The organism is Massilia sp. S19_KUP03_FR1 (assembly GCF_036688685.1).
GTDB lineage: Bacteria > Pseudomonadota > Gammaproteobacteria > Burkholderiales > Burkholderiaceae_D > JALYUM01.
Genome location: NZ_JAQQPS010000003.1, coordinates 253,946 through 274,169, shown reverse-complemented (window position 1 = coordinate 274,169; position 20,224 = coordinate 253,946). Strand labels below are relative to the sequence as shown.

At 61.9% G+C, this 20,224-nt stretch carries 16 protein-coding genes; 7 read left to right on the top strand and 9 right to left on the bottom strand.

Annotated elements, in window-relative coordinates; all coding sequences use genetic code 11:
* Positions 1 to 9: 9 nt before the first annotated feature.
* On the bottom strand, positions 10 to 3,780 hold the full coding sequence (gene metH, locus V6M87_RS04605; protein WP_332848564.1) for a methionine synthase: 3,771 nt from the start codon (positions 3,778 to 3,780) through the stop codon (positions 10 to 12).
* A 287-nt stretch (positions 3,781 to 4,067) separates the two neighbouring features.
* On the opposite strand from metH, the gene V6M87_RS04600 reads away from it, so the two are divergent.
* The gene (locus tag V6M87_RS04600) at positions 4,068 to 4,298 is read left to right on the top strand and encodes a BrnA antitoxin family protein (protein ID WP_332848563.1); all 231 of its coding nucleotides are present in this window, start codon (positions 4,068 to 4,070) and stop codon (positions 4,296 to 4,298) included.
* A 40-nt stretch (positions 4,299 to 4,338) separates the two neighbouring features.
* On the opposite strand, the gene fmt is transcribed toward V6M87_RS04600, so the two are convergent.
* On the bottom strand, positions 4,339 to 5,295 hold the full coding sequence (gene fmt / locus V6M87_RS04595; protein WP_332848562.1) for a methionyl-tRNA formyltransferase: 957 nt from the start codon (positions 5,293 to 5,295) through the stop codon (positions 4,339 to 4,341).
* Between the two features lie 4 nt (positions 5,296 to 5,299).
* The gene (gene def / locus V6M87_RS04590; RefSeq protein ID WP_332848561.1) at positions 5,300 to 5,842 is read right to left on the bottom strand and encodes a peptide deformylase; all 543 of its coding nucleotides are present in this window, start codon (positions 5,840 to 5,842) and stop codon (positions 5,300 to 5,302) included.
* 293 nt (positions 5,843 to 6,135) lie between these two features.
* Between def and V6M87_RS04585 the strand changes: the two genes are divergently transcribed.
* The 4 genes from V6M87_RS04585 (at position 6,136) to V6M87_RS04570 (ending at position 11,723) form a co-directional block, all read left to right on the top strand.
* Positions 6,136 to 7,227, top strand: coding sequence for a LysM peptidoglycan-binding domain-containing protein (locus tag V6M87_RS04585; RefSeq protein ID WP_332848560.1), 1,092 nt, complete (start codon positions 6,136 to 6,138; stop codon positions 7,225 to 7,227).
* A gap of 7 nt (positions 7,228 to 7,234) precedes the next feature.
* Entirely contained in the window at positions 7,235 to 8,347 is a 1,113-nt protein-coding gene (gene dprA / locus V6M87_RS04580) for a DNA-processing protein DprA (RefSeq protein WP_332848559.1), read from the top strand.
* A gap of 60 nt (positions 8,348 to 8,407) precedes the next feature.
* Complete coding sequence (locus V6M87_RS04575; RefSeq protein WP_332848558.1) at positions 8,408 to 8,872, top strand: DUF494 family protein; 465 nt, start codon at positions 8,408 to 8,410, stop codon at positions 8,870 to 8,872.
* A 163-nt stretch (positions 8,873 to 9,035) separates the two neighbouring features.
* Positions 9,036 to 11,723 carry a DNA topoisomerase III gene (locus tag V6M87_RS04570; RefSeq protein WP_332848557.1) on the top strand — a complete coding sequence of 896 codons (2,688 nt, stop codon included), beginning with the start codon at positions 9,036 to 9,038 and terminating at the stop codon, positions 11,721 to 11,723.
* Between the two features lie 79 nt (positions 11,724 to 11,802).
* Here the strand turns inward: V6M87_RS04570 and V6M87_RS04565 are convergent, their stop codons facing one another.
* From V6M87_RS04565 to V6M87_RS04555, 3 genes are read right to left on the bottom strand one after another with little or no spacing between them, the layout of a single operon-like run.
* A complete protein-coding gene (locus tag V6M87_RS04565; protein ID WP_332848556.1) occupies positions 11,803 to 12,021 on the bottom strand; it encodes an addiction module protein in 219 nt (72 codons plus the stop codon).
* 45 nt (positions 12,022 to 12,066) lie between these two features.
* Complete coding sequence (locus tag V6M87_RS04560; RefSeq protein WP_332848555.1) at positions 12,067 to 15,651, bottom strand: ABC transporter permease/M1 family aminopeptidase; 3,585 nt, start codon at positions 15,649 to 15,651, stop codon at positions 12,067 to 12,069.
* A 2-nt stretch (positions 15,652 to 15,653) separates the two neighbouring features.
* Complete coding sequence (locus V6M87_RS04555; RefSeq protein ID WP_332848554.1) at positions 15,654 to 16,547, bottom strand: ABC transporter ATP-binding protein; 894 nt, start codon at positions 16,545 to 16,547, stop codon at positions 15,654 to 15,656.
* Between the two features lie 148 nt (positions 16,548 to 16,695).
* Here V6M87_RS04555 and V6M87_RS04550 point away from each other — a divergent pair, with 148 nt between their 5' ends.
* Both V6M87_RS04550 and coq7 read left to right on the top strand, forming a co-directional pair.
* On the top strand, positions 16,696 to 17,148 hold the full coding sequence (locus V6M87_RS04550; protein WP_332848553.1) for a hypothetical protein: 453 nt from the start codon (positions 16,696 to 16,698) through the stop codon (positions 17,146 to 17,148).
* 30 nt (positions 17,149 to 17,178) lie between these two features.
* On the top strand, positions 17,179 to 17,823 hold the full coding sequence (gene coq7 / locus V6M87_RS04545) for a 2-polyprenyl-3-methyl-6-methoxy-1,4-benzoquinone monooxygenase (protein WP_332848552.1): 645 nt from the start codon (positions 17,179 to 17,181) through the stop codon (positions 17,821 to 17,823).
* A gap of 3 nt (positions 17,824 to 17,826) precedes the next feature.
* On the opposite strand, the gene V6M87_RS04540 is transcribed toward coq7, so the two are convergent.
* The 3 genes from V6M87_RS04540 to V6M87_RS04530 are packed head-to-tail and all read right to left on the bottom strand — an operon-like array spanning position 17,827 to position 20,217.
* Positions 17,827 to 18,249, bottom strand: a complete 423-nt coding sequence (locus V6M87_RS04540; RefSeq protein WP_332848551.1) for an OsmC family protein — start codon at positions 18,247 to 18,249, stop codon at positions 17,827 to 17,829.
* Between the two features lie 40 nt (positions 18,250 to 18,289).
* Positions 18,290 to 19,486 (bottom strand): ABC transporter permease, encoded by a 1,197-nt coding sequence (locus tag V6M87_RS04535; protein ID WP_332848550.1) that lies wholly within the window; start codon positions 19,484 to 19,486, stop codon positions 18,290 to 18,292.
* Positions 19,483 to 20,217 carry an ABC transporter ATP-binding protein gene (locus tag V6M87_RS04530; protein WP_332848549.1) on the bottom strand — a complete coding sequence of 245 codons (735 nt, stop codon included), beginning with the start codon at positions 20,215 to 20,217 and terminating at the stop codon, positions 19,483 to 19,485. Before V6M87_RS04530 ends, V6M87_RS04535 begins: the two co-directional genes overlap by 4 nt.
* Between the last annotated feature and the right edge of the window lie 7 nt (positions 20,218 to 20,224).

Here is a 20,224-nt window from a genome sequence, read left to right as displayed (position 1 = left end):
CCTAAGTTGCTACGACAAATTCGGCGCCAGCCACCGCTCCACATCCTGCTTCGACTCCCCGCGCCGTTTGACCATGTCCTCGACCTGGTCATTGGCTATCTTTCCGACGACAAAATACTTCGATTGCGGGTGCGCCAGGTAGAAGCCCGAGACGGCCGCCCCCGGATACATCGCAAACGACTCGGTCAGCTCCATCCCGATTTCTCCCGCCTGCAGCACATCGAACATGGCTTTTTTGACCGTGTGCTCGGGACATGCCGGATAACCCGGCGCCGGGCGGATGCCGTCGTACTGCTCGGCGATCATCTGCTCGCTGCTCAGCTTCTCGGCCGGCGCATAGCCCCACAAATCTGTGCGCACGCGTTCGTGCAGGTACTCGGCAAATGCCTCGGCCAGGCGGTCGGCAAGCGACTTGAGCATGATCGATGAATAATCGTCGTGCGCGTCTTCGAAGCGCTTCTCGTACTTTTCGATGCCCAGGCCCGCGGTGACCGCAAACAGGCCGATGTAGTCGGCAATGCCGGACGATTTCGGTGCGATGAAGTCGGCCAGGCACTGGTTCGGGCGCGCCACGCCGTCGACGACGGGTTTTACGCCCTGCTGACGCAGGCCGTACCACGTGAACGCGACTTTCGTGCGCGTGTCGTCGGTGTAGACCTCGATATCGTCGTCATTGATGCTGTTCGCCGGCAGCAGCGCCACGACGCCATTGGCGGTGAGCCAGCGGCCGTCGATGACTTTCTTGAGCAGCGCCTGTCCTTCCTCGAACACCTTCGAGGCCGACTCGCCCACCACGTGGTCAAGCAGGATAGCGGGGAAGGGACCGGCCAGGTCCCAGGTCTGGAAGAACGGGCCCCAGTCGATGTAGCGCGCCAGCGTCGCCAGGTCGACATTCTTGAACACGCGGCGGCCGATGAATTTCGGTTTCACTGGCGCGTACGCCAGCTTCGCTTTGTTCAACCGTGACGCGGCCAGTGACAAGGTCGGCAGCGCCTTCTTGTTGGCGTGCTGCTCGCGGATACGGGCATAGTCGGTGGCGATGTCGGCGATGTAGGCGTCGCGCGACTCCGGCGTCATCAGCGACTGCGCCACCGACACGGAGCGCGACGCATCCGGCACGTACACCACCGGCCCCTCGGTATGCGGCGCGATTTTCACCGCCGTGTGGGCGCGGCTGGTGGTGGCGCCGCCGATCAGGAGCGGCGTCTTGCGCTCGCGGAACCATGGGTCGCGCTGCATCTCGCGCGCCACGTGCGCCATTTCCTCCAGCGACGGCGTGATCAGGCCTGACAGACCGACCAGATCCGCGTTCTCCGCTTTCGCGCGCGCCAGGATTTCGGAGGCCGGCACCATCACGCCCATGTTCACCACTTCGAAGTTATTACACTGCATGACAACCGAGACGATGTTCTTGCCGATGTCGTGCACGTCGCCCTTGACGGTCGCGATGACCATCTTGCCCTTCGGCTTGGCGACCACGCCGGTGCGCAGTTCTTCGCTGGCTTTTTCTTCTTCGATGTACGGCACCAGATGGGCCACGGCCTGCTTCATCACGCGTGCCGATTTCACCACCTGCGGCAGGAACATCTTGCCTTGCCCGAACAGGTCGCCGACCACGTTCATGCCGTCCATCAGCGCGCCTTCGATCACGTGGATCGGACGCCCGCCATTGTTCAACTGGTCGACCCGCGCTTCCTCGGTGTCTTCGACGATCCACTGCGTGATGCCATGCACCAGCGCGTGCGACAGGCGCGCGCTGACGCTGTTCTCGCGCCACGCCAGGTTCTGTTCCTGCGCCTTGCCGCCAGATTTCAGGGTGCCGGCGATCTCGATCATGCGCTCGGTTGAATCGTCGCGCCGATTCAGGACCACGTCCTCGACCCGTTCGCGCAATTCGGCCGGCAGGTTGTCATACACGCCCACCATGCCGGCGTTGACGATCCCCATGGTCATGCCGGCCTTGATGGCGTGGTACAGGAACACGGTGTGAATCGCTTCGCGCGCCGGGTCGTTGCCGCGGAAGCTGAATGACACGTTCGACACGCCGCCCGACACCTTCGCATGGGGCAGGTTTTCGCGGATCCAGCGGGTTGCGTCAATAAAATCTACAGCATAATTGTTGTGCTCTTCGATGCCGGTGGCAATGGCGAAGATGTTCGGGTCAAAAATGATGTCTTCCGGCGGGAAGCCCACCTGTTCGGTCAGCACTTTATAGGCGCGTGCGCAGATTTCGGTCTTGCGCGCGAAGGTATCGGCCTGGCCCTTCTCGTCGAAGGCCATGACGATGACGGCCGCGCCGTAGCTGCGGCACAAGCGCGCCTGGCGGATGAATTCTTCTTCGCCTTCCTTCATCGAGATGGAGTTGACGATGGCCTTGCCCTGCACGCATTTCAGGCCCGCTTCGATGACCGACCATTTCGACGAGTCGATCATGATCGGCACGCGCGAGATGTCCGGCTCGGACGCGATCAGGTTCAGAAAGCGTGTCATGGCGGCCAGCGAATCGAGCATCGCTTCGTCCATATTGATGTCGATGACCTGGGCGCCGTTTTCCACCTGCTGGCGCGCCACCGACAATGCTTCATCGTACTGTTCATTGAGGATCATCCGGGCGAAGGCTTTCGAGCCGGTGACGTTGGTGCGCTCGCCCACGTTGACGAACAGCGAGTCGTCGTCGACCGTGAACGGCTCCAGGCCCGACAGGCGCAGCGCGACCGGCACCTCGGGCACCACGCGTGGCGCATTGTTGGCCAGCAGGTCGGCGATGGCGCCGATGTGTTCCGGCGTGGTGCCGCAGCAACCGCCGGCGATATTAATAAAACCCGCGTCGGCGAATTCGCGCAGCAGCGCCGAGGTGTCGGCCGGCAGCTCGTCGAAGCCGGTGTCGCTCATCGGGTTGGGCAGGCCGGCGTTCGGGTAGATGCAGACAAAGGTGTCGGCGATCTTCGAGAGCTCTTCGGCGTAGGGGCGCATCAGTGCTGCACCCAGGGCGCAATTGAGGCCAATGGTCAGTGGCTTGGCATGGCGCACCGAGTTCCAGAAGGCAGGCACGGTCTGGCCGGACAGGATGCGACCCGACGCGTCGGTGACGGTCCCGGAAATCATCAGCGGCAGGCGCGCGCTGGCCGGGTGCGCATCGAAGTATTTGTCGATGGCGAACAGGGCCGCCTTGCAATTGAGGGTGTCGAAAATGGTTTCGACCAGCAGCAGGTCGGACCCGCCATCGACCAGGCCGCGTACCTGTTCATAGTAAGCGTCGACCAATTGATCGAACGTGACATTGCGCGCAGCGGGGTCGTTCACCTCGGGCGAAATGGAGGCGGTCTTCGGCGTTGGTCCAAGGGCACCGGCGGCGAAGCGCGGCTTGTCGACGCTGCTGTATTTGGCGCAGGCGGCGCGCGCCAGGCGGGCCGCGGCGACGTTCATTTCATAGGCCAGGTGGCCCATGTGGTAATCGTCCTGGGCGATGCTGGTGGCGCCGAAGGTGTTCGTTTCGATCAGGTCGGCGCCGGCGGCCAGGTAGCGCTCGTGGATTTCCTGGATGATCTGCGGCTGGGTGAGCGTGAGCAGTTCGTTGTTGCCCTTGACGAACAGCTCGCGCGCGCCGATGCCGGCGGGTGCCGCAAAATCGGCAAAGCGCGCGCCGCGGTAGGCCGCTTCATCCAGTTTGTATTGCTGGATGATGGTGCCCATCGCGCCGTCCAGGATCATGATGCGACGCGACAGGATAGCGCGTAACTGGGCGTCAATCGGGGACAGGGCGGCGGAGGCGGTGGTCATCGTTCAGCTTTCAGGGTGCGGCGTTGCGCGGCGGGGCAGGGCAGAAATTATACGTCATCGACGCTGCATTGTTTTAAGGCAGCTAATTGAGGACCGCCTGGACGCGATCTGGCCGCAAATTTGTAAATACCCGTTTGCTTTGTATCGTTATGTATCAGGCGTCGGAATTGTTACACCGAGATACAATTCGAGTCGTCTCAGCAATCTCCTCGTTACATACTGAGGTCACAATCGTCAAGACGCTGCGATGTGCGTGGTGCTGGCTGAGGCAATCGAGAGGAAATATCATGAACAAAGAATACGAACCATCGTGGGAACAAGCCACTGCTTACCGCGCCGATGAATCGGTTGCGCCATCCGTGAAATCGGCAAAATCGGCCGCTGCTGGCGTCAAGCAGATCGTCACGATCCGCCTCGATGTGGATATGCTGGACTGGTACAAATCGGCCGGTCCTGGTTACCAGACGCGTATTAACCAGATCCTGCGCGATCATATGGACGCGGCGAAGAGCCACTGAGCATGAATGCCTCATCCTCGCCGAAGCGAGGATGACGGTATCAGGTGAAGCTGGCGCCCTCGAGCGCAAACCCCGCGAGGAAGGCCGCCGCTTCCAGGCGCTTGCCGCCCGCCTTTTGCAACTGCAGTAACTTGAGACTGCCTTCGCCGCAAGCGATGTGAATGCCGTGCTCTGCATCCGCCACCAGCACCGTGCCAGGCGGCATTCCGCAGTTGTCATCGCCGACCGTGGCCGCCCAGATCTTGAGGACCACGTCACCCGTCTTCGCATGCGCGCCGGGGAAGGGATTGAATGCGCGCACCTTGCGTGCCAGCACCTCGGCCGGCAGGCTGAAATCCAGCGCCGCTTCTTCCTTGCTGATCTTGGCCGCGTAGTTCACACCTTGTTCCGGCTGGACAGTGGCTGGCAAGTCGCCCACTTTCATCCGGCGCAAGGCGTCGACGATCATCGCGCCGCCCAGCGCGGCCAGCTTGTCGTGCAGGCTGCCGGTAGTGTCATGCGCGCCGATGTTCACGCTTTCGATCATCAGCATCGGCCCCGTATCGAGTCCTTCTTCCATCAGCATGATGGTCACGCCGGTGGCCGCATCGCCCATTTCGATGGCGCGGTGAATCGGCGCGGCGCCGCGCCAGCGTGGTAACAGCGAACCGTGGATATTGATGCAGGGCTTGATGTCGAGGGTGCTGCGCGGCAGGATCAGGCCGTACGCCGCCACCACCATCACGTCATAGTCGATGCCCTGCAGGCGCGCATGGGCGGCCGCCGCTTCCGCGGCACGGGCCGGATCCTTGGCATCCATGCGCAGTGACACCGGCTGCAATACTTCAATGCCATGCGCCAACGCGAACTGCTTGACGGCGGACGCCTGCAATTGCATGCCGCGCCCGGCCGGGCGGTCGGGCTGGGTCAACACAAGGGGAATCGTGAACCCTGCTTCGTAAATAGCGCGCAGTGCAACCGCAGCAAACTCGGGCGTGCCGGCAAAGACGACCTTCATCGGCTTAATAACGCCGGCCGGCTGCACGCAGCGCCGCTTCGCGCTCGATGCCGGCTTTTTCTTTGAGCATTTTGCTCTTGATGCGGTTGCGCTTCAGGGGCGAAAGGTATTCGACGAAGACCTTGCCCAGTAAATGGTCCATTTCGTGCTGGATGCACACGGCCAGCAAACCCTCTGCTTCCAGTTCAAAAGGCTTGCCTTCGAGATCGAGTGCCTTGACGCGCACCTTGGACGGGCGTTCGACGCCATCGTAAATGCCCGGCACCGACAGGCAGCCTTCGTCGTAGACCTGTTTGTCTTCGCTGGACCAGGTAATTTCCGGGTTGATGAATACCTGCAACGCATCCTTGGTCTCGGTGATATCGATGACCACGAGTTGTTCGTGCACGTCGACCTGGCTGGCGGCCAGGCCGACGCCCGGTGCCTCGTACATGGTCTCGGCCATGTCCTGGACCAGCTTGGCCAGGCGGTTGTCGAATTGGGTGACCGGCCTGGCGACTTTATGCAGGCGCGGATCGGGATAACGCAGGATGTTCAGGATTGCCATAATTTTTCAATTCGATGTAATCGATGGTACTTCAATAAGAGGTCTTGACACGCTTACCAGAAACCGTACGAGAAGCAACACCGGTACCCGCCTGCACAGGGTGTGGAGCGCGGTTTGTCTTGCTAGTTCGTGGAATTGTGTGCAGAATTTGATTCAGTTCGGCAATATTTTCCCATGTTAACCATAACTGGGGGGCCGTGTTGTCCTGGTTCTGGTGCTGTCCCGGGCGCTGTTGTCGCGCAGCCAGTGATTCCGTGTATTTGTTTTAACGTCGCACATTATGGACATCGTCAATGAAAAATTTTAGCACAATCGCGACCCGCTTTGCTGCCGCGGCCCTGGTTGCGTTTGTTGTCGCCGGCCCCGTCCAGGCTGCCGCCAACTGCGCATTCAAACCGAACGCCCCCGACCAGCACCTGGTCGTCAAAGGCGATACGCTGTGGGATATCTCCGGCAAATTCCTCGAGCACGCGTGGTGTTGGCCGCAGGTCTGGGGCATCAACAAGGACCAGATCAAGAATCCGCACTGGATCTATCCGGGCCAGATTGTCTATTTCGATCGCAAGAATGGCCGCCTGTCGCTGAACAAGCCAGGTTCTGGCAATGGCGGTGACGGTATCACGCGCCTGTCGCCCCAGATCCGCACCGAAGCGACCGGGCGCGACGCGATCCAGTCGATTCCGTCCGGGGCCATCGAGCCGTTCCTGAGCCAGCCGCTGATCGTCGAAGCCGATGAGCTGGCCGGCGCGCCGCGCATCGTCGCAGCACAGGAAGAGGGCCGCGTTTATCTGGCCAAGGGCGAGAAAGCCTATGTGCGCGGCGATTTGAAGGATGGCAAGAACTTCCAGGTGTTCCGTCCGGGCGCACCGTTGACAGACCCGGCCAGCGGCAAGGTCATTGCATACGAGGCCGTGTATCTGGGCACCATGGTGTTGTCGCGCGCGGCCACGCCTGGCGTCGATGTCAGCACGTTTGTCGTTTCCAACACGGTCCAGGAAATGGGCATCGGCGATTTGCTGGTGCCGGCGCCGCCGACGGCAATTCGCAATTATGTGCCGCATTCACCCGAGCGCACCATCGATGCACGCGTGATGTCGATTTATTCCGGCGTGACCTTTGCTGGCCGAAGCCAGATCGTCAGCGTCAACAAGGGCGCACTTGACGGACTCGATATCGGCAGCGTCCTGCAGCTTTATCATTTCGGGAAGATGGTCGACGACCCGGGCAGCAAAGGCATGCTCGGCAACAAGCAGAAGATCCGTTTGCCAGATGAACAAATTGGCGATCTGTTCATATTCCGCACGTTCAAAAACGTGTCGTATGGCTTGATCATGGAAGCGACGGTGCCGGTGGAAGCTGGCGACGTGGCGAAATCACCGGAGTAAATCCACCGTGCGTGACACGGACCCCACCCCCAGCCCGGCCCCCTCCCTCGACCTCGGTTCCTGGCTGCGCCTGGCGGCAGTACCGGGGGTGGGGCGGATCACGGCAGCGCAGCTGCTGCGCCATTTTGGGTCACCGGCGGCCATTTTCAGCGCCGCTATCGACCAGCTTCTCCAGCATGTCACCCCGGCGCAGGCCAGCGCCCTGTGCGCCCCGGCTTCCAGCGAAACGGCCCGTCTGCTCGACACCACGCTGGCCTGGCTGGAGCAGCCCGGCAACCGCATTCTCTCCCTGCTCGATCCTGCTTATCCGCCGTTGCTGGCCGAAATCCCCGATCCACCGCTGCTGCTCTATATAAGAGGGCGCCATGCGCTGTTGCAGGGTGCGGCGCTGGCCATTGTCGGCAGCCGCAACGCCAGCGTGCAGGGCCAGGCCAATGCCAGGGCCTTCGCCGCGGCCCTGTCAGCGGCGGGCATCACCATCGTGTCGGGGCTGGCGCTGGGCATCGACACGGCCGCGCATGAAGGCGCCTTGCGCGGCTGCGGCAGTACCGCAGCCATCATCGGCACCGGCGCCGACCGCATTTATCCGGCTCGCAACGCTGCCCTGGCCCGGCGCATTGCCGAGGAAGGCTGCATGGTCAGCGAGTACCCGCTCGCTACGCCCCCCAGGCCGGAACATTTTCCACAGCGAAATCGCATCATCAGCGGCCTGACCGCCGGCGTGCTGGTCATCGAGGCGGCGGCCGGCTCCGGTTCGCTGATCACGGCGCGCATGGCAAACGAGCAGGGGCGCGACGTGTTCGCGCTGCCGGGCTCGATCCACGCGACGCTGTCGAAAGGTTGCCACCAGCTCATCCGCGACGGCGCGCAACTGGTCGAAACGAGCGACGAGGTGCTGCTGGCCTTGTCGATGGCGCCGCTGGTGCGGACCATGCAGCCGACGCCGGCGCCGGTCAGTCCCTTGCTCGCCCTGCTGGGCCATGAGGCCATTCACATCGATACCATCCTGTCCCAGGGCGCCCTGAGCGCCAGTGCACTCAGCGCCGAACTGCTCGAGCTGGAGCTGGCGGGAATCGTCGCGCGTTTGCCTGGGGGCATGCTGCAACGCGTGCACCGGTAACCGGCGTATGCGGCACGCGTGGTGCTTGGCCGAAACCGGCGGAACTGCTAAAGTGTCAGCATGTTTGATATCCTCGTTTACCTGTACGAAACCTATTATCGGCCGGACGCTTGTCCCGAGCCGGAAGCGCTGGCGCGCAAATTGTCAGCAGTCGGTTTCGACGACGTGGAAATTTCCGAAGCACTCGACTGGCTCAACGGCCTGACCAATATGACGCTTGCCGAGCAGGGCCTGGCGGCAACGTCGACCGGCACGCGCTTTTATATTGAGCAAGAAATCGATACGCTCGGCACGGCCGCAGTCGGCTTCATCCAGTTTCTCGAAGTGGCTGGCGTGCTCGGTCCCGTGCAGCGCGAAATCGTCATCGAACGCGCGCTGGCGCTGGACGAAAGCCCGGTGGCGCTGGGTGACCTGAAAGTCATCGTCCTGATGCTGCTGTGGAGCATGGGCAAAGAGCCCGACGCCTTGATGTTCGACGATCTGTTTGGTTCTGACGACGAACAAACCCCGCGCCAGCTGCACTAAGTACCTGCCCGCGCGCATTGGCGCTTGCCCGCGGCGGCGCAACGCGCTTATCATTGGCCGCAAATTCCATCGACCCATCCGCGGACTGCGCCTTTTTGGCCCGTCCCGTGCAGAGCATGTATGATGCGCCTGCCAAACAACTATCTGTACGACGAGAAACCATATGACAAAAACCCTCATCATCGCCGAGAAGCCCTCCGTCGCGAACGACATCGCCAAGACGCTGGGCGGCTTCACCAAGCACGATGAGTATTTCGAATCCGACGAGTATGTGCTGTCGTCGGCGGTTGGTCACCTGCTGGAAATTGCGGTGCCGGAAGAGCACGACGTCAAGCGCGGCAAGTGGAGCTTCGCGCATTTGCCGATGATCCCGCCGTACTTCGCGCTGAACCCGATCGCCAAGACCGAAGCGCGCTTGAAAGTGCTGAACCGCCTCATCAAGCGCAAGGACGTCACCGGCCTGATCAACGCCTGCGATGCCGGGCGTGAAGGCGAACTGATTTTCCGCCTGATCGCGCAAAACGCCAAGGCCAAGCAACCGATCCAGCGCCTGTGGCTGCAATCGATGACGGCGAACGCCATCCGCGAGGGTTTTCAGAAGCTGCGCAGCGACGAAGAAATGTTGCCGCTGGCCGATGCGGCCCGTTGCCGCTCGGAAGCGGACTGGCTGATCGGCATTAACGGCACCCGCGCCATGACGGCCTTCAACTCGAAAGAGGGCGGCTTTTATCTGACCACCGTCGGCCGCGTGCAAACGCCGACCTTGTCGATCGTTGTCGAGCGCGAAGAAAAAATCAAAAAATTCGTTTCGCGCGATTACTGGGAAGTGCGCGCCGAGTTCGTTTGCGCCGCCGGCATGTACGAAGGCCGCTGGCTCGACACCAAGTTCAAAAAAGACGAACTCGACCCGGAAAAACGCGCCGAGCGCCTGTGGAGCAAACTGGCCGCCGAATCGATCGCGATTGCCTGCAAGGGCAAGCAAGGCACTGTCACGGAAGAGTCGAAGCCGACCACCTCGATGGCGCCGGGCCTGTTTGATCTGACCAGCCTGCAGCGCGAAGCCAACGGCCGCTTCGGCTTCTCGGCCAAGAACACCCTCGGTTTGGCCCAGGCGCTGTACGAAAAGCACAAGGTCTTGACCTACCCGCGTACCGATTCGCGCCACTTGCCGGAAGACTATATTGACACCGTCAAGGAGACGCTGAGTCACCTGAAGGAAAGCAATAACTACAACCAGTTCGCCGGCCAGATTCTGAAGGCCGGCTGGGTCAAGCCGAACAAGCGCATCTTCGACAACACCAAGATCTCGGATCACTTCGCGATCATCCCGACCGGTGTCGCGCCGAAGAATTTGTCGGAGCCGGAACAAAAGCTGTACGACCTGGTCACGCGCCGCTTCCTGGCCGTGTTCTTCCCGCCAGCCGAGTTCCAGGTCACCACCCGCTTCACCGAAGTGTCCGGCCACCAGTTCAAGACCGAAGGCAAGGTCATGACCAATCCGGGCTGGCTGGCCATCTACGGCAAGGAAGCCATCGGCGACGACAAGGAGGGCGGCGGCATGCTGGTCCCGGTCGCCAAGGGCGAAAAAGTGTTGGCCGATAAATTGTCCGCCAACGGCCTCGTGACCAAGCCGCCGGCGCGCTACAGCGAAGCAACCTTGCTGTCCGCCATGGAAGGCGCCGGCAAGCTGATCGAAGAAGACGAATTGCGCGACGCCATGGCCGGCAAGGGACTCGGCACGCCAGCCACTCGCGCCGCCATCATCGAGGGCTTGCTGGGCGAGCGCTACCTGATCCGGGAAGGGCGTGAGCTGATTCCAACGGCGAAAGCATCGCAGCTGATGACCTTGCTGCGTGGACTGGGCGTGAACGAGCTGACTGCACCGGAATTGACCGGCGAGTGGGAATACAAGCTGTCGCAGATGGAAAAGGGCAAAATCTCGCGTGAAGAATTCATGCGCGAAATCGCCCAGATGACGCAGATTATCGTCAAGCGCGCCAAGGAATACGATAACGCCACCATCCCCGGCGACTATTCGACGCTGGCCACGCCATGCCCGAATTGCGGCGGCGTGGTGAAAGAGAATTACCGCCGTTTTGCCTGCACCAAGTGCGAATTCAATATGAGCAAAACGCCGGGGAGCCGCCAGTTCGAAATTCCCGAAGTCGAGGAATTGCTGAAGAACCGCACGATCGGTCCGCTGCAAGGCTTCCGCTCGAAAATGGGCCGGCCATTCGCCGCCATTTTGCGCATCGTGCGCGATGAAGACATCAACAACGTCAAACTCGAATTCGACTTCGGCCAGAACGACGAAGAAGGCGAAAACGGCGAAGGCGTCGACTTCACCGGCCAGACGCCACTCGGGCCTTGCCCGAAATGCAATGGCGGCGTGTTTGAACTGGGCCTGGCCTACGTTTGCCAGCACAGCGTGGCGAAGCCGAAGATTTGCGATTTCCGCAGCGGGCGCATCATCTTGCAACAGGAAATTTTGCCGGAGCAGATGGCGAAATTGCTCAACGAAGGCAAGACCGATTTGATGCCGGGGTTTGTCTCGCAACGCACGCGCCGGCCGTTCAAGGCCTTCCTGGTCAAAGGCAAGGATGGCAAGATCAGCTTCGAGTTCGAAGAGCGCAAAGTGAAACCGGGCGCCAAGCCGAAAGCGGCGCCTGTGAAGGATGCGGAAGAGGGCGATGAAGCGGCGCCGGCCAAGAAGGTCGCGGTCAAAAAAGTCGCGGTGAAGAAGGCGGCAACGAAAACCGTGGCGGCGAAGAAGGCGGTCGCGAAAAAGGCGCCGGCCAAAACGGCGGCCAAAAAGCCTGCTGCCAAAAAGGCAGCAGCAAAACCGGTCTGATGTAGTCGAGGCCCAATAAAAAACCGCGGACCTTCACAGGCCGCGGTTTTTTTACGCGCGTACGTTCAGCGCAGGGCGCTTAAAACCGTACGGACCACTCTTCCTGCAAGGCCTTGATGGCCGCTTCGCCATTGTGGATCGCCTTGACCCGGCGCACGACTTCATTGCGCCATGCTTCGTCGGCATCCTGGTCCTCGGCACCGTCCAGGTCCTTGAGTAACATACGTAACAACTCATTCTTCTCACTGGCGCTAAGTAGCTGAATTTGTTCCGTAATTTCGGCGACCAGGTTCGTCATGATGTAACTCCAGTGTAATATTTGTGAGAAATAATAACGCGAAGTTCATCGTATGTCGACTGCTACCACATTGTCGGACGGTTTCCGGTCGATCAGCTTGTTATCCGGATCGATGCCGGCCCGCGCCGGCCGCCGGTCGACAGTTAATTTCAAGGTAATATCGCGGGTGCCGATCTTGCGCCATTCGCGCAGCAGCGGCTTGCCGTCGGCATCGTCGACGCCGAATTCGATGTAGTCGTTCAGAGGCACATCGGTCTCTTGCCCCAGTTCACCGGCACGGCGCTTGGCGGCCTGCGCCACCAGCGTGACGAGATACTTGCCATCGGCCTGTTTCACGGCGCTGGCGCTGACCGCGCGGTTTTCGTATAGCACGATCGCCTCGAACAGGTCGTCGATCAGATACGCCTTGTCGGGCGGCGTCACGGCGCGCAGTGCGGCGATCAGCGGCGTCACGGTCGGGTAGGGGGCGCCCTGGTTGCCGTATTGCGCCAGCATGCTGCGCAGCACCCCGTTGACCTTGCCTTCACCCACGAGGTCGGCCAGCAAATACATGGCCAGACTGCCCTTGCGGTAATGGATGTAGTCCTGGTTTTCGTTTTGCGCCAGCGGCAACTCTTTCTTTGGTTCTCGGGCGCGGCCCATCAAATACAGATCGAGGTCGTAGCGCAGGAAGCGCTGCATCTTCGCCGCGCCCATGGTTTGCTTCATCACCATCAGCGCCGTGTATTCGGCCAGCGTTTCCGACAGCACCGTCCCGCCGCGCGTGTTGGCGGCAATGAGCTGGTGCGCCCACCACTGGTGCGCCGTTTCATGCGCTGTTACATAGAACGGGTAATCGATATCCTTCGGCTTGCTGTCGTCGACCCTGGCGATGAATCCCAGCCCTTCCGAGAAGGCCACGGTGCCGGCGAACGCCTGGGCGTAGGTGTTGTAGCGCGGGAATTCGGCGATGCGCAGTTCATGCAGGCCATACGGCCCGAACTGGGCGCTGGCGTAGGCCAGGGTGGCCTTTGCGCCTTTGGCCATGCGCTCCAGGTTGTATTCGTGGCCGGGGTGATAGAACAGGTCGATGGCCACGTCTTGCCAGCGCTCGTGGCGCACTTCGTAGCGCGCCGACAGGAAGGCATAGAAATTGAGCATCGGTTTTTCCATGCGGTAGTGGAAATAGCGCCGGCCGTTGGCGTTCCATTCGCGCTCCAGCGTGCCGGGCGCGACCGCAATCTGGTCGGCGCTGGTGCTGACGATGGCGTCGAAGTTGATGCGGTCGGCGTCGGCGCCGATGTAATTGTTGGCAAGACCGGCCGGGTCGTCGCGCGCCAGCATGCGCTCGCGCGGCGGCAAGCCGTGGCGGCGGCGGTCGCGTTCGTCGTTCAGTTGTACGGCCTCGACATAGCCGATGCGCGGCAAGACATCGTTGTGGAAGAAGGTGCCGTTGGCGACCACCGGCGTCTCGCGTCCCATGCCGAGCACCCCGCCCGGACTGAACGCCAGGTCTATTTCCAGCGCCAAGCGCGCCCCCGGCGCCAAAGGACTGGCCAGGCGATAGCGGTAAAAGCCACGCACTACGTCGCGCGTGACCAGTGTGGCGGTTTGCGAAAACGCCGCCTTGAACTGCGCGCCCTCGGCCTGGTACAGCAGGATATCGCCGACCGGCACGCCGCTGCGATTTTCCAGCTGGTAGGTGCCCTTCACGCGCAGGCTGCGCTGTTCCGGCACGATGTCAACCGCCAGCGTGACGTCGGTGATGCGTGGCTGGGGCAGGGCGGCGAAGCGCTGATAGCGCTGTTCGTATTCGGCGCGCAATTTGTCGCTTGCATAGGTGGTGCGGAAATTTCCCACCACGTTCAGGTTGTAATACAGCAGCGCGCCGGCGCCGGCAAACAGGACCAGTCCGGTGCCAAATACGGCCAGCACCGGCCGTGTGAGGTCGCGGCGGGCCTGTTGCAGGCGCAGGGTAAATCGTTCGCTGGCGCCGCGTGGCCACAGCACCAGGGTGAGCGCCAGCAGCATCAGGGCAAAGCCGCCCCAGTACACGTCGAAGGCGCGCTCGACGGCCAGGAAGTGGCCGAAGCCGTTCATGGCCGAGTACACCAGCGGTGGCGAGCCGCCGGGCATCAGCAGCGGGTGCTCGAAGCCAAAGCCGTGCAGCGCCAGCGTGACGATGTAATAGAGCACCATGGCGAAATAGGCCAGGTATTTCTGGTTGATGATGGCTTGCAAAGCAATGGCCAGCACCGCCAGTAAGGCGTACTGCGGCAGGTCGATCAGGAACAGGCGCTGCAGATACAGGCCCGGCTCGAGCGCCCAATACCCTTTGGCCAGCTGGATCAGCATTCCGCACAGCATGGCGAACACCAGCATGAGCGCTTGCAGGCCGATCAGCCCGAACAGCTTGCCCAGCAGCGGCAACCAGCTCGGCAGCGGCAAGGCGTCGACCATGGAAGCGATGCGTGCTTCCCGTTCGCGCCAGACCAGTTCACCCGCATAAAACGTGGTGACGATCAGCATGAACAGGCTGTACACGCCGCCGATCAGTTCGAGGATCTGGTATGTGACCGGGTAGGTGGCGGTGCCGAAGATGGACCCCATGTCCAGCGAGGACGCAAACAGGGCCAGCGCGCCGGCCAGCACGATGACGGCAAAATAGATGTTCTTGACCGATTCGCGCAGGTTGAACCAGATCGACTTGATCAGTAGCAGCCCCAGGCTGCGCGCGGCGAAATCGGGCGTTTCTGCCGTCTGCAGGGCGGTCTGCGACAGGGCCGTGGCGGCCGCTTCGGCGCGTGGGCCGCGGCTGTCGTCGGCAGCGATGAAGTCGAAGCGCCAGGCACCCAGCAGCAGTACGATGGCGCCAAAGCCCAGCCAGATGACGCGGTTGAGCAGGTACACGCCTTCGAATGGCACCGCCAGCGTGTTGCGCTCGGCCGTGGTCCAGTATTCGGTCAGGCGGATCAGCGCCGTGGTGCCGAACGGATCGATCAGCGCGGCCAGCGTTTTATAGTCGAGATCGCGCGCCAGCGAGGGCGCCACGATATAGCCCAGCATCATGACGACACTGCCGACGTAGACCGGCAGCATGCGCCGCGTCAGCGCCGCCAGGACAAAAAAGATGGCGCCGAAAATGAACAGGTTCGGCAGCAGGGTAAAGATATACGGGCGCAGGTAGGTGCCCAGCAGGGCCGGCCCTAGCCGGTCCGGCTCGATCCCGGGCCAGAACGTGCCCAGCCAGGCGCCCAGCACGATGCTCGAAAACACCAGGGCCAGCACCGCCAGCGCACCGAGGAAGCGGCCGAAGACATAGGCGTGCTTGCCGATCGGCGCGCTGAAAAAGAAATGGTGCATCTGGTATTCGAAATCCTGCTGCACCGCGCGCCCCATCATGGCGGCCACGACGATCACACCGAGGCAGCCCAGGAACGCCACCGTCAGTTCCACCGAGCGGGGCGCGTTGATGAAGACCTTGCCGCCGAAATTGATCGACGCTTCCCGGAACACCCCGCCGGCGGCGGCCATCCACAGCATCGCCAGCGCCAGGAACATGGCGAAGTAGACCCAGGTGGACAACAGTTTCAGGCGCTGGCGCGCTTCGAAGCCGGCGATGGTGAACAATGGACGTAAAGCGGCTTGCATACTCAGCAGATTCCCGCGGCGCCGACCGGATGGCCGGCGATGGTGGCGAAGTAGACGTCGTCCAGGGTGGCCAGGGCCGGTTCGAAATCGTCGCCCGGGTCGCCGTCGGCGTAGACGTGCACCAGCGTGCGCCCGGCGAGCAGGCGCGTGGAAATGACGGCGTGGCGGCGCTGGTAGTGGGCCAGGTCCGACTTCGGCACGAAGCGGCCCCAGATGCGGTCAGAAATATCGTCGACCAGCCGGGTCGGTTCGCCGCACAGCAGCACGCGGCCCTTGTTGATGATGGCCATATTCGCGCACAGGTCGGCCACGTCGGAGACGATATGGGTCGACAGCAGCACGGTTTTGTCGGCGCCGATGTCCGACAATAAATTGTGGAAGCGCACCCTTTCCTGCGGGTCGAGTCCGGCAGTCGGTTCATCGACGATGATCAGTTTCGGGTCGCCCAGCAGGGCCTGGGCAATGCCGAAGCGCTGGCGCATGCCGCCCGAAAAGCCGCCCAGTTTCTGGTGGCGCACCTCGAACAGATTGGTTTGCTGGAGCAGGCCGTCGACCACTTCGCGGCGCCGGTTGCGCTGCGACAGGCCCTTGAGCATGGCGAAATGGTCCAGCAATTCGTAGGCGCTGACTTTTGGGTAGACGCCGAAATCCTGGGGCAGGTAGCCGAGCAGGCGCCGCACGGCGGTTTTTTCATCGAGCACGTCGATATCGTCGAGGAACACCGAGCCAGTATCGCATTCCTGCAAGGTGGCCAGGATGCGCATCAGGGTCGACTTGCCGGCGCCATTCGGACCGAGCAGGCCGAACATCCCGGTTGGAATAGTCAGCGTCACTTTGTCCAGCGCCACGACGCCGTTGGCGTAGGTCTTGGACAAATCTCGGATGCGTAATTCCATCGTGTTACTCCCTTATCATTCATTGCATTGTATTAAATTTGTCGCAGCGGAGGCGGTAACTTGCGACGCAGCGTGAAAACATGTTCCCAGAGTGCAAAAAGCCTGCCCCAGGGCGGCCTGCGCGTGGTTTTTTGTGGATAATGAGGGCATGGACACTGTGATCAAAGACAAGGCCCTCGCCATCATGCGCCAGGGCCGTACGCGGGTAGAAGCGACCGACTGGCTGCGCGTGACGCTCGGCTTGTATTACCTGGCCGGGCTGATCAAGGAAGAGGCGATCGATTTCAAAAAGGTCGACCGTGTCTATAACAAGGTGATCTATCAGGCGCTGGGGCCGGGCCACAGCATCACCAGCGCGCTGCAGTTCATGAGCGGCGCCAAAGTGGTGCCGATTCTGGAATCGGCCCGCTTCATGGCAGCGTTTAGCGAACTGTGCACCGAGGTGCCAGTGGCCAGTATTCCGTTTCTGTTATCGCTGAACCTGGGCGTCGCCAAAAATATCTCGGGGATCGATATTGCGGGCCCGGTGTATGACTGGGTGGAAAAGGAAAAAGACAAGCAGAAGCTTGCGGACACGCCGCTCAACAGCGCGGGAATATAATAGGTCTTTCCCGCCCGATCACCTGCGCCCATGACCATTCACCGTTTTCATTCTCCCCTCGACCAATTCATCGTCGGCATCGACAAAGCCCTGCGTGTCATGAGCGGCGTGACGGCGCAGACCCGCCCCACGCCCGGCGCGCGCGCCGATGACGGCAACCTGGACGCGCAGCAGCAGCGCCACAGCGCCGGCCTGATGCGCATCAACCATGTCGGCGAAGTGTGTGCCCAGGCGCTGTACAACGCCCAGGCGCGCTTCGCCACATCGCCAGCACTCAAGGCTCAGTTCGAGCAGGCCGGGCGCGAGGAAGAAGACCACCTGGCCTGGACCGCGCAGCGGCTCGCCGAGCTCGGCTCGCAGCCGAGTTTTTTCAATCCGCTCTGGTATGTGGGCTCGTATGCGATGGGTGCGGTGGCCGCAAAACTGGGCGATGCGCGCAGCCTGGGCTTCGTGGTGGAAACCGAGCGCCAGGTGGAAGCGCATCTGAACGATCACCTGGACCAGTTGCCGCAACTGGACGCCAAGTCGCGCGCGATCGTCGAGCAGATGCGCCTCGATGAAATTGAACACGGTGCGACCGCCGAGGCGATGGGCGCGAGCGAAGTGCCGGCGCCGGTCAAGCTCGCGATGACGGGCATGGCGAAAGTGATGACAACGACGGCCTACTATATTTAGTCGTCAACCTTCCACAATTTCGAACGAGTGCGTGATCTCGGCCATCTTGGCCAGCATGATCGACGCCGAGCAATATTTTTCGTGCGATAGCGACACGGCCCGCTCCACTGCCGTGGTTTTCAGGTTGCGGCCGGTGACGACGAAGTGAAAATGAATCTTCGTGAACACCTTCGGATCGGTATCTGCGCGCTCGGCTTTCAAGGTCGCCTCGCAGCCGCGCACGTCTTCGCGCCCGCGCTTGAGGATCAGCACGACGTCGTAGGCCGTGCAGCCGCCGGTACCCAGTAACACCATCTCCATCGGCCGCGGCGCCAGGTTGTGGCCGCCGCCTTCCGGCGCGCCGTCCATGTTCACCATGTGGCCGGATCCGGTTTCGGCCCTGAAACTCATGCCCGACGGGCCGTTCCAGCTGACTTTGACTTCCATAAAATGCTCTCTGGTTAAATGATGCCCATGATTGTAGCGGCTACACGGCCAGCACGTAGCGCTCGCTCTTCATCCGCCAGGCGGCGAATGCCACCGCCGCCAGCGCCGCGATGGCGCTGCTGGCAAAGGTCAGCACGAAGGGGAGTGCGCCCATGGATTCGCCCTTGGCAATTTCGCGCAACAAGGTCTGGTTCGACAGCATCGGCACCAAATACATCCAGGTCGCCGTTTTCAGTTCCAGCATCGACACGGCGATACCCGGAATCATCGGCACCAGCATGATGAAACTGAGCATGCTCTGCGCTTCCTTGAACGATTTCGCGTTCATCGCGATGGCGATCTGTAAACCTGCCGCAAACAGGGAGAGCGGCACCGACACCAGGCACACCAGCGCCAGATCGCTTGAGGTGACGCGCCACGACATGCCGATTTCTTCCAGCGGCAGCCAGGACAGGATCGCGTGCGCCAGCGCCAGTTCGACCGTGATGCCGATCACGGACAGGCTGCCGGCCGCCAGCCACTTGCCGACGATCAGTTCCCATGCGTGGGCGGGCTGCGACATCAGCACTTCGAGCGAGCGCCGTTCGCGTTCGCCGGCGGTGCTGTCGACCGCGGCCGACAGGCAGCAAATAAACGCGGGGAAGAACAGGAAGCCAAGGATGCTGCCGATCAGGCCGGCGGAGCGTGCGGCATTCGAGCCCGTATCGTAGCGCTGCAATTTGATCGGTGTCATGGTGGCCGGCGACACGCCATGCGCCAGCAGGCGCGCACCGGCGATATTCGTACTGTAGGCCTGCAAAACCTCGTCGATATCGCGCCGGCGCGCGTCCAGGTCGGACGCCGAGTTGTACCAGAGTTCCATTTTGGCGGGACGCATGGCCGCATAATCGACCGTGAAATCGTCGGCCAGGCGCAATACCGCGGCGACCTTGCGACCGCGCAGCAGCGCTTCGATCTGCTCGTCGCTCTGCGGCGGCAGGCTTGTCACGGTGACGTTCTTGTGTTTCAGCCGCGCCATCAAGGTCGGCGCCTTGTCGGCCCCGATCACGGACAGCGCAATGCCTTCGCGCTCGGGCCGCGTGGCGCGCTCGATCTGCTGGTTCAGGATATAGCCGAGCATCACCGGATACATCAGCGTGAACAATGCCAATAAACCCAGCGAGCGCTTGTCGCGCAGGGTTTCGCGGAATTCCTTGAGGAAGACGATCAGGAAACGGGGTTTTTTATTGAATATCATGCGAGCAAGCCTTCATCGGTGCCAACCAGGCTGACGAAGGCGTCTTCCAGGCTGGCGATGCCGGTGCGCTCGCACAATTGCTGGGGCGAACCCTGCGCCACTGTCATGCCTTTCGCGATCACGATCACGTCGTCGCACAGGTGCGACACTTCCTGCATCACGTGGGTGGCCATGATCACGCAGCAACCTTCGCTGCGCAAGGCCGATAGGGCCACGCGCAGCGCCCGCGTACTCATCACGTCCAGGCCGCGGCTCGGTTCGTCGAGCAGCAGGTGGCGCGGGCGGTGCAGCAGCGTGCGCGCCATCGCCACCTTGATGCGCTGGCCCTGCGAAAAGCCCTTGCTGCGGCGCTCCAGGATATCGTCCATCTGGAGCAGGTTCGACACTTCATCGATGCGCGCCGTGAGCGATTTGCCGCCCATGCCGTGCAGTTCGCCAAAGTAGGCCAGGTATTCGCGCGTCGACAGGCGCTCGTACAGGCCGAACTGGTCGGTAAGAAAGCCGATGTTGGCGCGCACCGCCAGCGGATTGACGGCCGGATCGACGCCGTCGACGGCGATGGTGCCGTGGTCGCGTTTCAGCAGGCCGACCAGCAAGCGCAGCAGCGTGGTTTTGCCGGCGCCGTTTGGGCCAAGTAAAGCCGTGATCTGGCCGTCCCGGGCCGTAAAGCTGACGCCGCCGAGCGCCTGCACGGCGCCGAATTGCTTGCGGACTTCATTAACTTCAATCATGGGTACT

What these genes read in the sequence shown, in the direction of transcription:
- V6M87_RS04540 (WP_332848551.1), bottom strand. Translation starts at nt 18,249, where the DNA reads ATGGAAGTCAAAGTCAGCTGGAACGGCCCGTCGGGCATGAGTTTCAGG.
- V6M87_RS04560 (WP_332848555.1), bottom strand. Translation starts at nt 15,651, where the DNA reads ATGCAAGCCGCTTTACGTCCATTGTTCACCATCGCCGGCTTCGAAGCG.
- coq7 (WP_332848552.1), top strand. Translation starts at nt 17,179, where the DNA reads ATGACCATTCACCGTTTTCATTCTCCCCTCGACCAATTCATCGTCGGC.
- def (WP_332848561.1), bottom strand. Translation starts at nt 5,842, where the DNA reads ATGGCAATCCTGAACATCCTGCGTTATCCCGATCCGCGCCTGCATAAA.
- V6M87_RS04530 (WP_332848549.1), bottom strand. Translation starts at nt 20,217, where the DNA reads ATGATTGAAGTTAATGAAGTCCGCAAGCAATTCGGCGCCGTGCAGGCG.
- V6M87_RS04565 (WP_332848556.1), bottom strand. Translation starts at nt 12,021, where the DNA reads ATGACGAACCTGGTCGCCGAAATTACGGAACAAATTCAGCTACTTAGC.
- V6M87_RS04550 (WP_332848553.1), top strand. Translation starts at nt 16,696, where the DNA reads ATGGACACTGTGATCAAAGACAAGGCCCTCGCCATCATGCGCCAGGGC.
- V6M87_RS04585 (WP_332848560.1), top strand. Translation starts at nt 6,136, where the DNA reads ATGAAAAATTTTAGCACAATCGCGACCCGCTTTGCTGCCGCGGCCCTG.
- V6M87_RS04575 (WP_332848558.1), top strand. Translation starts at nt 8,408, where the DNA reads ATGTTTGATATCCTCGTTTACCTGTACGAAACCTATTATCGGCCGGAC.
- fmt (WP_332848562.1), bottom strand. Translation starts at nt 5,295, where the DNA reads ATGAAGGTCGTCTTTGCCGGCACGCCCGAGTTTGCTGCGGTTGCACTG.
- metH (WP_332848564.1), bottom strand. Translation starts at nt 3,780, where the DNA reads ATGACCACCGCCTCCGCCGCCCTGTCCCCGATTGACGCCCAGTTACGC.
- V6M87_RS04570 (WP_332848557.1), top strand. Translation starts at nt 9,036, where the DNA reads ATGACAAAAACCCTCATCATCGCCGAGAAGCCCTCCGTCGCGAACGAC.
- V6M87_RS04555 (WP_332848554.1), bottom strand. Translation starts at nt 16,547, where the DNA reads ATGGAATTACGCATCCGAGATTTGTCCAAGACCTACGCCAACGGCGTC.
- V6M87_RS04600 (WP_332848563.1), top strand. Translation starts at nt 4,068, where the DNA reads ATGAACAAAGAATACGAACCATCGTGGGAACAAGCCACTGCTTACCGC.
- V6M87_RS04535 (WP_332848550.1), bottom strand. Translation starts at nt 19,486, where the DNA reads ATGATATTCAATAAAAAACCCCGTTTCCTGATCGTCTTCCTCAAGGAA.